Origin of the sequence: Campylobacter showae (assembly GCF_963515975.1) — a bacterium.
In the GTDB taxonomy this organism is placed as follows: domain Bacteria; phylum Campylobacterota; class Campylobacteria; order Campylobacterales; family Campylobacteraceae; genus Campylobacter_A; species Campylobacter_A showae_F.
In genome coordinates this window covers 1-13,352 of record NZ_CAUPZM010000025.1, presented here as the reverse complement: position 1 = coordinate 13,352, position 13,352 = coordinate 1, and the positions used below count along the sequence as shown (strand labels likewise).

Genomic DNA, 13,352 nt, shown 5'->3' with positions numbered 1-13,352 from the left:
AGCCATGAAGCCTTTAAGATTTACCTCCGTGAACGAAGAGGACGTTAAGGACTACGAGCCTGTCGGTTCAAGTATTAAATTTGATAGCCAGGACGATGCCCTAGAGCGCATTATCAAGCTAAAAGCAAAGGTTTTAAGAAGCGATATAGAACATCATAGAAACAAAAATAAAGAAAACTCGCACGAGGATGAGCAAGAAGTGGTGCCCCTAAAAGCGGACGACGCCGTGCGCGAGGAAACCGCATCGCAACCGGAGTCTAAATTTGAAGAGATCGGCGGGTTTGATGATTTGCCAAAGTTAAAGCCAATTGACGACGAGCTTGCAAAAGAAGAGGAGCAAGAAGAGCCGGTTAAGATCGATAAATTTGACGCATTTAGCGCGCCTGCCGAGCTAGAATCAAAAAGGCAAGAGTTAAATGAAAATTTACAAGCTATCAACGAGGCTCTAAATGAAATAGACGCGCTAGACGAGATGCCTGGGCAAGAAGACGAAAACGACGAAGAGGCTATTTTTGTGGCATGGAAAGAGCCGCAAATAGAAAAAGATACGCAAGAAATAAGCGAATTTGACAAAGAGAGCGAAAAATCAGCTGAGCCTGTAGAGGAAACGGTAGCAAAGGAACAGACCCCTAACGAAAAAGATCAGCTCTTGGACTTTTTAAGGGATGAATTTAGCTCGGTAGAGCTCGAAGAAGACGAGCCTGATAAGGGCGATAAATTTGACGTAAGCCAAAGCGATCAGGATAAATTTGATACCGAGGACTACGAGGACTTTCAGAGTAAATTCGACTCTATCAAAAACGAATTTGATATCGCTAAAAACGAGATAAATTCTGGTCAAACTCAGTCAAATTTAAGCGCTGATTTTTGGGACGTGCCGCAAAGCAAAGAGCTAGAGGATAAAGATTTTCTAAAGATCGACGAGCATGCTGATTTAAGCGAGCCCGAGGAGCGAATTTTAGAGCCGAATTTAAGGCAAACGCAAGAAGAAACAAGCAAAGGAGTAGAGCAGGTGCAAACTATAAACGATACGCAAGAAAACCGAATAAATACGGTAAAAGAGCCGGAAGCAAGACCCGTTAGGCGTAGAGATAGGGCCGCGCTTTTAGCCGAGCTTGGACTAACGATGGAAGAAGAAGCCTTTGGGATGTCTATTAGGCCGCCGATGCCGCAAGATGACGACGAAAGCGAAAAAAGAGCCGCTATGAAGGCGGTTTTGGACGGATATCTGATGAAGCTTATCGAGCTTGGCGGCAGCGACTTGCACGTGAAGTCGGACAGGGTGGTTCGCGGTAGATTTAACGGCGAGATGGTAGTTATGGGCGATACGGTTTTGGATTATGACCGCTCGATACTCATTGCCAAGGAAATTTTAGGAGCGAATTATTATAGCCTAATGAAAAGAAAGAGCGTTGATTTTACCTATAGATTAAACGACGACTACCGTTTCCGCTCTAACGTCTTTTTGCAGATGGACGGCATATCTTTCGTATTTAGAACGATCCCGACGAAAATTCCTACCATGTCTGAGCTTTTATTGCCGCCGGTTATTGAAAAGCTTTGCGATAAAGTAAACAGAGGCATCATCCTAGTAACCGGGCCGACCGGTAGCGGTAAAACGACGACGTTAGCTAGTATGATAAACTACCTAAATCACACGAAAAACTATCACATCGTCACTATCGAAGATCCGATTGAGTTTATATATAGCGACGATAAAAGCGTAATAAATCAGCGCGGCATCGGCCAAGACGTCGATAGTTTTGCCGACGCGCTAAGAGCCTCTTTGCGCGAAGACCCGGATGTTATATTTGTAGGCGAGATGAGGGACCTAGAGACTGTTAGAACCGCGATAAACGCTGCGGAAACCGGCCACTTAGTGCTTGCTACGCTTCACACGCTTGATGCTAAAGAAACTATCGGCCGCGTCATAAATATGTTCCCTAAAGAGGAGCAAAACCGAGTCAGGATGACTTTTGCTTCGGTTGCGGAGGCTATCATATCTCAGCGTCTAGTCGTAACTACGGGAAATAAACGCCGCGTAGCTTGCGAAATAATGATAAAAAATATAAGAATAAGAGATATGATCCTAGAGGATAGGGATAGCGAAATTTACGATGCGATAGAGCAGAGTAGAAACACCTATCAAATGCAGACTTTTGAGCAGCATTTGCTTGATATGTATACTTCGGGAATCATTACGAAAGAAGAGGCTCTAAAAAGCGCCGGTAGAAGAGAAAACCTCGATATCAAAATCAAATCCGCCGACCTTGCCAAAAAACGAGCGATGGTCGCTTCTATCGAGGAAGACGCTGCGCTTTTAAGAGAATTTCAAAGCGACGTTATCGCGCTTAAAGATATCAAGTAAGGCTAAATTTATATAAATTTGGGTATTATCGGCTTCTATTTTTCAAGAAAGGAAAACGATGTTAGAAGGTATCGTTAGAGAGAGTATCGGTAAAAAGGCGTCAAAAGCCTTAAGAAGAGATGGTTATCTAATCGCCAACATTTACGGCAAGGGATTAGAGAATGTGCAAGCCGCTTTTAAAATCAATGATTTTATAAAAGAGGTTCGCAAAAAAGAGAGCCTTGCGTTTGACGTAAAAGTAGGCGGAAAAACCTTAAAAGTCGTAGTAGTCGAATATCAAAAAGACCCTGTGACAAACGCGCTAAAACACGTTGATTTAAAGGTTGCGCTTCCAGGCGTCGTCTCAAAATATATGATCCCGGTTAAACCTTACGGAACTCCGGTCGGTCTAAAAAATAAAGGCGTTTTGATCATCTCAAAAAGGCGCTTAGCCGTAAAATGCACGGCTGAAAATTTGCCGAATTCATTTGACATAGACGTTAGCGGTCTTGATATAGACGACACTGTCCTAGTGCGCGATATAACCGTTCCTGCGGGCGTTACTATGATCGATGCTGACCGCGTAGCGGTTCTAGGCGTAATAAAAGCTAAATAAGGCTAGCCTTGATACTCATAGTCGGACTGGGGAATCCCGGTCCCGAGTACTCCAAAACAAGACACAACGTCGGCTTTATGCTGATAGATAGACTAAAAAACTCAAATTTTACAGATGTAAGCTCGGCCAAATTTCAAGGCGAGCTGTTTAAATTTCAAAAGTTACTTTTTCTAAAACCGACAACCTTTATGAACCTAAGCGGACGAAGCGTAAAAGCCGTCACCGATTTTTACAAACCAGAGCGCATTATTGTTATTCACGACGATCTTGATCTAAATTTCGGCGTCGTTAAATTTAAAAAGGGCGGCGGAAACGGCGGACACAACGGTCTAAAGTCAATCGACGCATTAATGGGTGCAGACTACGAACGCGTACGTATCGGTATCGGTAGAAGCGCGCACAAATGCGAAAGCGCGGTAACCGGCCATGTGCTTGGCGAATTTAACGCAGATGAAAAAGAGGGATTGGAAAAAATTTTGGACTACTGTGAAAACGCGCTAAATGAGCTAATAAAAACCGACATCGACGCCGTTTCGCAAAAATTTTCAACCAAAAAAGGCATTTTGTGAGCGGGTTAAATTTAGCATTCACGACTTTTGCGGTTTCTCAAATTTTGCGGCTTTTAAAAGCGCTCAAAAATCGGTTAAATTTAGAGCCCAAATTTAAAGCATTGCTCCTAATTTTCTTTACCGTAAATTTTATAAATTTACTTCAAAACTTTACCTGCAAATTTATAAAATTTACGAAAAAAGCGCTCAGACAAAAACTTAAATTCGGATTTTTTAAGAGCGTAAAACAAGTCTATTTCCAGTCTAGCCAAAAAGTGGCAAATTTGAGCGTCATCATGGCGCCAAAGGATACATATTTGCAGCATAGCTCAAATAATAAATTTGCTCGGCAAGTTTGCGGTATTTTTGGTAGCGCAGCTTTCGTCCGCCTTCCACCTTGCGCAAAATTTGATTTAAGAGAGCCCAGATGAATCTTTACGCGCGTTACGTCGGCTGGCTTTATTTTAAATATTTCGTGATTATATTCGTCGCGCTCACACTTTTTTACGTCGGTATCGACATCCTAACCAACCTAAAAGATATGCCCGCAAGCGCGAACCTGAAGCTGCTTTACTTCGGCCTTACCTCGCTTACGGCGGTAAACTACGTCTTGCCGCTTGCGCTCATTTTTGCGTTGATAACTAGCAAATTTAGCATGATTCGTAGCAACGAGCTCGTGAGTTTTTACGCGCTGGGTATCGATAAAAATCGCCTGATAAAGCCGCCTTTCTACATCGCGCTTGCCATCACGTTTATCTACGTCGGACTAAATTTCACGCCTTTTGCCTACGCCTACGAGTACGGGCGAAACATCGTCAAGCTCTCGAATTTATCGCGCACGAGCTCTGATATTTTCTTAAAATTCGAAGGTAAATTTGTCTATATGGACAGCCTAAATCCAGTTAGCGGCGAGGCTAAAGACGTGCGGATATTTGACATAAACGGCAGCAACTTGCGCAGCGCTACCTTTGGCGAAAGCGGGAGGTTTATAGACGATGCGTGGCTTTTAAAGAACGCTAAAATCGTAAATTTGCCGCAAAATATCAAGCTCGGCGAAAAGGGACTCGATATCAAAACGCCAAGCGAGCTAAAAACGCTTGAAAATTTTAAACCAAAAACGATAGAAAGCGCGTCGGCGGAGAGCTCGGCGATCACGATCCCGGATGCGGTGGATTACATTTTGGCGTTTAAGGATGAGGGTATCGGGCTAAATTCGACCAAAACCACGCTTTATAACCTCGCTTTCGCGCCGTTTTTTGCGCCTTTTATGGTGCTTATCATTTACTATTTTTTGCCGGTTACGGGACGATTTTTTAACCTTGCCTTAAAAAGCTTTATCTTCACGATCGCCTCGCTTTGCGTCTGGGGCGCGCTTTTTGTGATGATGAGGTTTGCTAGAAACGGCGTCGTCTCGCCCGAGATCGGCGTGCTTTTGCCGATAATTTTACTCGGCGCCTACGCTTTTTATCTGCGTTTTGGGAGTCGTTAAGAGAGATTTAGGCAAAATTTCTGTAAAATCTAACTATTTTTAAACAAGGTCGGTTATGGATTTTACGAATTTAGCGCAAAAATACGGCACCCCTCTTTACGTTTACGATTTTGACTACATGGCGCACCGCTACGAAGCGCTAAAAAACTCGTTTCACGCCAGAAAATCTCTCGTATGCTACGCCGTTAAGGCAAACTCAAATTTAAGCGTTTTGAAATTTTTAGCCGGGCTTGGGGCCGGATTTGACTGCGTGAGCGTAGGTGAAGTTAAGCGCGCTCTACTAGCGGGAGCTAAAAGCTACCAGATCATCCTAAGCGGCGTGGGCAAGCGCGACGACGAGCTTAAATTTGCGCTAGAAAACGAAATCCTTATGATAAATTTAGAAAGCGAAGCCGAGATGAACCGCATGGAAGCGATCGCAAAGCAGCTCGGAAAGTCCGCTCGCATCAGCATCCGCGTAAATCCAGACATCGACGCTAAAACGCATCCCTACATCTCTACCGGACTAAACGAAAATAAATTCGGCGTAGATCTGCAAACGGCTAAAAAAATGTATCTGCACGCTAAAAACTCGCCGCATCTCGAGCCCGTAGGCATCCATAGCCACATCGGCTCGCAGATAACCGACATCAAGCCCGTTATCGAAGCGGCAAAGATCGTGGCAAATTTGACTCGCGAACTGAAGGCGGCGCAAATCGACATCAAATTTTTTGACGTCGGCGGCGGTATAGGCATCGTTTACGGCGACGAGAGCGAGCCTGATCTCTACGAATACGCGCAGGGCATTTTGGCAAATTTAAGCGGCATGGACGTTACGGTAGTTTGCGAGCCGGGGCGCTTCATCGTCGGCAACGCGGGATATTTTATAACTAGCGTGCTTTACGAGAAATTTAATAAAGAAAAGCGTTTTGTCGTCGTGGACGGCGCGATGAACGACCTCATACGCCCAAGCCTCTATCAGGCTTGGCATAAAATTTTTGCTCTTAGCGGCGGCAAGACTCTTTGCGAGTGTAAAACCGAGCAGCTTCGGGAGCTCAAATTTACCCCTTGCGACGTGGTCGGGCCGATCTGCGAGAGCGGCGATTTTCTCGCAAAAGACCGAAATTTACCGCCGTTAAATCCAGGCGATCTCGTCGTTATCAAATCAGCCGGCGCATACGGTTTTGCGATGAGCAGCAACTACAACACTCGTGGGCGCGCCGCGGAGGTCGCGGTAAAGGGCGGCGAGGACTTTTTGATTAGGCGCCGCGAGAGCTTTGAGGATATCGTAGCGCTGGAGCGAGAATTTTTAGGCTAAGGAGCGAAAATGCAAAACATAAACGACCTTAGAAACGAGATAGATAAGATCGACGACGAGGTGCTAAGGCGCCTAAACGAGCGCATGAATTTCGTGCGAAAGATCGGCGAACTAAAGCAAACCAGCGGCAGCGCGATCTACCGCCCCGAGCGTGAAAGAGCGATCCTAAACCGCCTCGAGGGGCAGGACTCTGCATTTTTAAATAAAGCTGCTATTGAGGCGATTTATCTTGAAATTTTTGCCGTCAGTAGGAACCTCGAAATGCCAGAAAAGGTCGCCTATCTAGGGCCTGAGGGCACCTACACGCACCAAGCCGCCGAGAGCCGTTTTGGCGCTATGAGTGCGTATCTGCCACTAGCTAGCATCGAGGCGGTTTTTACGAAACTAAAGCACAAAGAGGCCAAATATGGCGTCGTACCGATAGAAAATAACACCGAAGGCGCGGTAGGCGCGACTCTGGACTGTCTAGGGCGGTTTGATAGCGTCAAGGTGGTAGCTGAAATTTACATGGATATCCACCATATTTTTGCGAGCAAGTGCGAAAATTTAAAGGACATCAAGCGCATCTACTCGCACCCGCAAGGCTACAATCAGTGCCGCAAATTTTTAGACGATCATATGCTTTCTGCCGTTGAGTTTATCCCAGCAAAATCGACCGCTCAGGCCGCGCAGCTAGCTAGCAGCGAGCCAAATTCGGCCTCCATCTGCTCTAAAATCGCAGCCAAGCTTTACGGCGTGCCGATCTTGTTTGAGACGATCGAAGACAACGCCGCAAACCGCACGAGATTTTTTATACTAAGCGATTTTAAAAACGAGCGCGCGCAAAGAAATAAAACATCCATCTTAGCAAAGACCGAGCACCGTCCCGGCGGGCTCGTGGAGTTGCTACTAGCCTTTAGAGACGAGGGTATAAACATAACCAAACTAGAGAGCCGCCCGATAAAACAACGTGAATTTAAGGCGAATTTTTATATAGATTTCGAGGGGCACATCGACGACGACAACGTCCAAAAAGCGATACAAAAAGCGATAAGCTACGGCCACGAGATCGCGTGGCTAGGAAGCTACGTCGCGTGGGAGGAGTGAGATGAAATTTAACGAAAATTTGGCAAATTTAGTAAGCTACGAGGCTGGCAAACCTATCGAGCTAGTCGTACGTGAATACGGTATCGACGCTAAAGACGTCATCAAGCTAGCCAGCAACGAAAATCCATACGGTACGAGCCCTGCGGTAGTAAAAGCGATCGGCGAGATAGTAAACAAAATGCACCTCTACCCCGACGACAGCTACTTTGAACTAAAGGCCGCGCTAGCTAGAAAATTTGACGTCTGCGAAAAATCTATCGTAATAGGCTCTGGAAGCGATCAGATAATAGAATTTGCCGTGCACGCAAAAGCAAACGCAAACAAGGGAATTTTGACTGCGGGCATAACATTTGCTATGTATGAAATTTACGCTAAAGCAGCGGGCGCGAAGGTCTTTAAAACAAAGAGCAAAGAGCATGATCTAGGCGAGTTTTTGCAAATTTATAAGGCGAACAAAGACGAGATCGGCGTGATATTTTTGTGCGTACCGAACAATCCTCTCGGAGGCTGCCTGGACGCCGAGGAAATTTATAAGTTTTTAGAGCAGATTGACGCCGATACGCTCGTGGTTATCGACGGCGCGTATCAGGAGTTTGCTAAATTTAAAGACGCGAAAAAAGAGATAAAGCCTCGTGAGCTCATAGCCAAATTTCCAAACGCGATATATCTAGGCACGTTTTCTAAGGCCTACGGTCTTGGCGGTATGCGCGTAGGATACGGTATCGGCGAGCAAAGCGTGATGAACGAGCTAGGAAAACTAAGGGCGCCGTTTAACATAACGACGCTTAGCCTAAAAGCGGCCATAGAAGCGCTAAAAGACGAAGAATTCGTAAAAATGACGCTTGAGACGAACTTTGAGGAGATGAAAAAATACGAAAAATTTGCCGATAAGCACGGCATAAAGCGTCTGCCTAGCTTTACGAATTTTATCGTTTTTGAATTTGAGCGTCAAAACGCGAGCGAGCTTGCTCAAAATCTGTTAAAAAAAGGTATAATTTTACGTGACCTAAAAGGCTACGGATTAAACGCGGTTCGCATAACGATTGGGTTGCCGAATCAAAACGACGTAGTTTTAAAACAAATCGAGGAAAATTTAAAATAAATGGATTTTAAAACCGCAGTTCAGCAAATCGGCCAGGTCTATCACAACCTCTCGCTAAGGCAGCGCTTAGTCGCCGCGGGCTCGATCGTGCTCGTGGTCGGGTTTTTGGTATTTTTGAGCATTTATAAAAGCTCAAACGAAAGCTACGACGGCTATAGCGTCCTTTTTGAAAACACCTCCGCCGCAGACTCTGCGCTGATAATCCAACAGCTTGAAAAAGATAAGGTAAAGTATAAAATTTTAAATGAGGGCACTATCTTGGTGCCCAACTCGGACGTTTACCGCGAGAGGATCTCGATCGCGTCGCTTGGTATTTTAAAAGACGGCAAGGTCGGATTTGAGATTTTCGATAAGCAAGAATTTGGCGCTACAGACGCCGAGCAAAAGGTTAAATTTCAGCGCGCTTTAGAGGGCGAGCTAGCCCGCACGATCGAAAGTTTAGCGCCGATAAATAAAGCCATAGTGCGTATCGCGATCCCTAAAGAAACGCTCTTTACCGAGCGAGCCACGCCACCAAGTGCGTCTATCGTGTTAAATTTAAAAGACGGACAGAGCTTAAATTTAAAACAAATTACCGGCATTAAAAATTTAGTCGCGGCCGCTGTGGCAAATTTAAAACCAGAGCAAGTAAAAATCGTGAGCCAGGACGGAGTGCCGCTGGGCGAGGAGGACGGCGAATACGATAGCGATCAGATCACGCAACAGATCCGCTATAAACGCGACGCCGAGCACAATCTCGAAGAAAAGATCATAAACGTGCTATCGCCTATCGTGGGCGGCTCGGATAAGGTCGTAGCCAAAGTCACCATAGATTTTGACTTTGCGAGAAAAGATAGCCAAAGCGAGACCTTTGATCCAAACTCCGTAGCTAGAAGCGAGCAAAACGTCGAAGAAAAGCGTCAAGGCAGTAAAGAAGCCGAAGTGCAAGGCGTGCCTGGAGCCGTGAGTAATATCGGTCCGGTCGAAGGCCTGCAAGACGGTAAAATGAAAGAGCTTTACTCGAAAAGCTCATCCACGACAAACTATGAAATCTCAAAAAAAGTCGAGCGCGTCAAGGATCAGTTTGCTAAGATAAACCGCCTAAGCGCCGCTGTCGTGGTGGACGGAAAGTACGAAAATAAAAAAGACGAAAACGGAAATCCGACCAAAGAGATCGCCTATGTACCGCTTGAAAAAGAGCAGCTGGCACGCATCAACGCACTCATCCGCCAGTCTATCGGCTTTGATCAAAACAGAGGCGACGAGGTTACGGTTAGCAACTTTGAGTTCCAGCGTCAAGACAGACAGACGCCTGCGGGCAAGGTTCAGTCCTTTTTCGATCTTTACGTAGTGCCGTTTTTGCCGATCCTAAAATATATTTTCGCCGCGATTTTGCTTTATATATTTTACAAAAAAGTCATCGTGCCGTTTATGGCTAAGATGCTTGAGGAAATCAAGGAAGAAGAGCCCGAGATACCCGATAACGACATTCAGCTTGACGATAGCGAAGATACGCTGGAGAAATTTCAAGCCGCTAGGAAAAAGGTCGAGGAGCAGCTGGGTATCGGCGATAACTTTAACGAGGACGATCTGCGCTACGACGTATTGCTAGAGAAGATGAAACTAATCGTGCAAGAGCGCAGCGAGGAGATCGCCGTCTTGCTACAAGACCTGGTCAAAAACGACTCGGATTTTAGCAACCGTAAGGACTTTTAATGGCAACAAAGCTAAACGAACAGCAAAAGATGGTGTATGACGATCTTTCTATGCCCGAAAAAATCGCTATTTTGCTTATTCAGCTGGGCGAGGACGTCACGACGTTGCTCTTTTCTCATATGGAAGTTGACGTCATAACCGAAATTTCGCGCTATATCGCTACCGCAAAAAGCATGGATAAAAACGTAGCGGCCGCCGTTTTAGAAGAATTTTACGCTCTCATGCAGTCAAATCAATACATGAGAAGCGGCGGCTTAGAGTATGCAAAAGAAATTTTATACCGCACCTTCGGTCCGGAAACCGCGCAAAAGATCCTCGATAAGCTCGCAAAAAGTATGGAAAACTCAAAGAGTTTCGGCTATCTCACCAAGGTCAAGCCTCAGCAGCTTGCGGACTTTATCATGACCGAGCACCCGCAGACTATCGCGCTTATTTTGGCACATATGGATTCAACCAGCGCAGCCGAGACTCTTTCGTTTTTTAACGATGAGCTTAGAAGCGAGGTCGTCGTTAGGATGGCAAATTTGGGCGATATCAGCCCGTCCATTATTAAGCGCGTTTCAACGGTGCTAGAGGGCAAACTAGAGAGCCTCACGTCCTACAAGGTCGAAGTCGGCGGCCCGAGAGCCGTGGCAGAGGTGTTAAACCGCCTCGGTCAAAAGGCGTCCAAAGCCACGATCGAATACATCGAAGATATCGACGACAAGCTTGCTACGACGATCAAAGAGCTTATGTTTACGTTTGAGGATATCAACACTCTCAACCAAGCCGCTATCCGCGAGATACTTAAAAACGTCGATAAAAAAGACCTCATGGTCGCGTTAAAAGGTAGCGGAGACGCGCTCAAGGAGAAATTCCTCTCAAGTATGTCTCAGCGCGCCAGCGAAGCGTTTAAAGAGGAGATGCAGTTTTTGGGCGCGGTGCGCGTAAAAGACGTCGAAGAGGCGCAGCGCCGCATCGTAGAACAGGTTCAGGCTCTAGCCGAGGGCGGGGCATTCCAAATAGGCGAAGCCGATGAGATGATAGAATGAAAAGCAGCGTAATAACAAACGAGCGTTCAAAAGAGCACTTTGTAGAAAACTATCGATTTAAAATTTTAGGCCAGGAAAAAAGAAGCGAGGATGCGCACGTAGCTCACGACAGCGAAACTCGCCGCGCGTCCGAACATCAACATGACCGTGCCTTAAACGGCGAGCAAGAGGGCTTAAATTTAAGCGAAGAAAAAGAGCAAAGCGTACATTTTAAACCCGAGCCAAGCTTTATCGAGGAACTGCTAAAGCGCACCGACGAGATGAGCGGCAGCATGATAAAACTGCAAATGCAAATCGAAAATCAAGAAAATGAATTCGCTAAACGCCTAGAGAGCGAGATCCAGCGCGCTAAAGAGGATGGCATAAAACAGGGTAGAGACGAGGCGGCGGCTAAATTCGACGAGGAGCTAAAGGCGCTTGAGAGCAGGTATCTGGGATCTATAAATAAGCTAGAGGAGCAGGCGGCTAAATTTGAAAGCCTCATCGCATCTAGCGAAGCGCAGCTGCCGGCCACCGCAGTCGAGGTCGCAAAAGAGGTCGTAAAAAAAGAAATTTCGCTAAATTCGGCAAACATCGCCGCAGCCATCTGCAAAGAGCTTTTTAGCGAAATAAGAGACGCCAAAGAGATACAGATAAAAGTAAATCCGAAAGATTACGAGTTTATCAAAGAAAATTTCTCCGGACAAAACGTCAAAATCTCTGCCGACGAAGCCATCAGCGCGGGCGGAGCGATCGTGCTCAGCGACGCGGGCAACCTCGAGGGCACGATCGAAGCCAGATTAGAAAAAATCAAAAAGATAATAGAACAATGATAGACGTAAAATCTATGAACGTGCAGGAGCTCGAAGCGCTTTGCGGGAAGCTCCGGGATAAAATTTTACAAACCGTCAGCGCAAACGGCGGGCATCTGAGCTCAAATATCGGCGCAGTCGAGCTTATCGTCGCGATGCACTATGTTTTCGACGCCGCAAAAGATCCGTTTATATTTGACGTTAGCCACCAAAGCTACGCGCACAAGCTAATCACCGGACGCTGGGATAAATTTGATACGCTTAGAAAATTCGGCGGTATCAGCGGCTACACCAAGCCTTCCGAGAGCAAATACGACTACTTTATCGCCGGTCACAGCTCTACCTCTATCTCGCTGGCAGTGGGCGCGTCAAAGGCGATCAAGCTAAAGGGCGAGGATCGCATCCCCGTGGCCTTTATCGGCGACGGCTCGATGAGCGCCGGCATCGCGTACGAGGCGCTAAACGAGCTCGGCGATATCAAAAACCCTTGCGTAGTCGTCTTAAACGACAACGAAATGAGCATTAGCAAGCCCATCGGCGCCTTTAGCAACTACCTCTCGCAGATGATGGCGGGGCAGCTGTATCAGAAGTTTAAAAGCCGTGTAGAGAAATTTTTGAGCTATATGCCAGACGGCGCCGCGTATATGGCGCGCAGGATGGAGGAGGGCATCAGGATCTTTACGCCCGGGATGTTTTTCGAGGAGCTAGGGCTTGAGTATATCGGCCCCGTAAACGGCCACGACGTGGGGGCGCTTATTGAGGCTTTTAGCGTCGCAAAAGGGATGAAAAAACCCGTCGTCGTGCACGCGCAGACGCTAAAAGGCAAAGGCTACGAAAAGGCTGAGGGGCATCTAGCCAGCTGGCACGGCGTGAGTCCGTTTGATTTGCAAAGCGGCGAAGCCATCAAAAAATCAGCCGCCAAATCAGCCACCGCACTATTTGCGGAAAATTTGACCGAGCTAGCTAGCGAGCATAAAAATATCGTCGGAGTCACCGCCGCGATGCCTACCGGCACTGGCATAGACGCTCTTATGGAGAGGTTTCCCGATAGATTTTGGGACGTCGCGATCGCCGAGCAGCATGCCGTCGCCTCGATGGCAGCGATGGCGAAGGAGGGCTTTAAGCCCTTTATCGCGATTTATTCGACATTTTTGCAGCGGGCGTTTGACCAGGTTGTGCACGATTGCGCGATCATGAACCTAAACGTCGTTTTTGCGATGGACCGTGCGGGCATCGTCGGCGAGGACGGCGAGACGCATCAAGGCGCGTTTGACGTTAGTTATCTAAATTTGATCCCGAATTTGACGATTTTCGCGCCTCGCTGTGTCGATAGTTTTAGGCTAGCGATGC

At 46.7% G+C, this 13,352-nt stretch carries 11 protein-coding genes; all 11 read left to right on the top strand.

What is annotated here, in order from left to right; all coding sequences use genetic code 11:
- Positions 1-4: 4 nt before the first annotated feature.
- A complete protein-coding gene (locus RWM02_RS08800; protein WP_314071309.1) occupies positions 5-2,368 on the top strand; it encodes a type IV pilus twitching motility protein PilT in 2,364 nt (787 codons plus the stop codon).
- Between the two features lie 58 nt (positions 2,369-2,426).
- A complete protein-coding gene (locus RWM02_RS08795) occupies positions 2,427-2,963 on the top strand; it encodes a 50S ribosomal protein L25/general stress protein Ctc (RefSeq protein ID WP_002950740.1) in 537 nt (178 codons plus the stop codon).
- Positions 2,964-2,971: 8 nt separating this feature from the next.
- Positions 2,972-3,532, top strand: a complete 561-nt coding sequence (gene pth / locus RWM02_RS08790) for an aminoacyl-tRNA hydrolase (protein ID WP_122863204.1) — start codon at positions 2,972-2,974, stop codon at positions 3,530-3,532.
- A 406-nt stretch (positions 3,533-3,938) separates the two neighbouring features.
- Entirely contained in the window at positions 3,939-5,000 is a 1,062-nt protein-coding gene (locus RWM02_RS08785) for an LptF/LptG family permease (protein WP_314071301.1), read from the top strand.
- 55 nt (positions 5,001-5,055) lie between these two features.
- Positions 5,056-6,297: a diaminopimelate decarboxylase gene (gene lysA / locus RWM02_RS08780; protein WP_314071299.1), complete on the top strand. Its 1,242-nt coding sequence runs from the start codon at positions 5,056-5,058 to the stop codon at positions 6,295-6,297.
- 9 nt (positions 6,298-6,306) lie between these two features.
- Complete coding sequence (gene pheA / locus RWM02_RS08775; RefSeq protein WP_314071298.1) at positions 6,307-7,383, top strand: prephenate dehydratase; 1,077 nt, start codon at positions 6,307-6,309, stop codon at positions 7,381-7,383.
- A gap of 1 nt (position 7,384) precedes the next feature.
- Positions 7,385-8,485: a histidinol-phosphate transaminase gene (hisC, locus tag RWM02_RS08770; protein WP_314071295.1), complete on the top strand. Its 1,101-nt coding sequence runs from the start codon at positions 7,385-7,387 to the stop codon at positions 8,483-8,485.
- A complete protein-coding gene (gene fliF / locus RWM02_RS08765) occupies positions 8,486-10,180 on the top strand; it encodes a flagellar basal-body MS-ring/collar protein FliF (RefSeq protein WP_314071293.1) in 1,695 nt (564 codons plus the stop codon).
- On the top strand, positions 10,180-11,211 hold the full coding sequence (gene fliG, locus RWM02_RS08760) for a flagellar motor switch protein FliG (protein WP_002952357.1): 1,032 nt from the start codon (positions 10,180-10,182) through the stop codon (positions 11,209-11,211). The genes fliF and fliG overlap by 1 nt, the downstream gene beginning before the upstream one ends.
- A complete protein-coding gene (gene fliH, locus RWM02_RS08755) occupies positions 11,208-12,023 on the top strand; it encodes a flagellar assembly protein FliH (RefSeq protein WP_314071289.1) in 816 nt (271 codons plus the stop codon). The genes fliG and fliH overlap by 4 nt, the downstream gene beginning before the upstream one ends.
- On the top strand, positions 12,023-13,352 hold a 1,330-nt coding region (dxs, locus tag RWM02_RS08750; protein WP_314071286.1), incomplete at its 3' end, for a 1-deoxy-D-xylulose-5-phosphate synthase. The genes fliH and dxs, both read left to right, overlap by 1 nt.

Bases quoted from the DNA above. Each gene is read 5' to 3' on its own strand.
- RWM02_RS08800 (WP_314071309.1), top strand. From the start codon at position 5: ATGAAGCCTTTAAGATTTACCTCCGTGAACGAAGAGGACGTTAAGGAC.
- RWM02_RS08795 (WP_002950740.1), top strand. From the start codon at position 2,427: ATGTTAGAAGGTATCGTTAGAGAGAGTATCGGTAAAAAGGCGTCAAAA.
- RWM02_RS08785 (WP_314071301.1), top strand. From the start codon at position 3,939: ATGAATCTTTACGCGCGTTACGTCGGCTGGCTTTATTTTAAATATTTC.
- lysA (WP_314071299.1), top strand. From the start codon at position 5,056: ATGGATTTTACGAATTTAGCGCAAAAATACGGCACCCCTCTTTACGTT.
- pheA (WP_314071298.1), top strand. From the start codon at position 6,307: ATGCAAAACATAAACGACCTTAGAAACGAGATAGATAAGATCGACGAC.
- hisC (WP_314071295.1), top strand. From the start codon at position 7,385: ATGAAATTTAACGAAAATTTGGCAAATTTAGTAAGCTACGAGGCTGGC.
- fliF (WP_314071293.1), top strand. From the start codon at position 8,486: ATGGATTTTAAAACCGCAGTTCAGCAAATCGGCCAGGTCTATCACAAC.
- fliG (WP_002952357.1), top strand. From the start codon at position 10,180: ATGGCAACAAAGCTAAACGAACAGCAAAAGATGGTGTATGACGATCTT.
- fliH (WP_314071289.1), top strand. From the start codon at position 11,208: ATGAAAAGCAGCGTAATAACAAACGAGCGTTCAAAAGAGCACTTTGTA.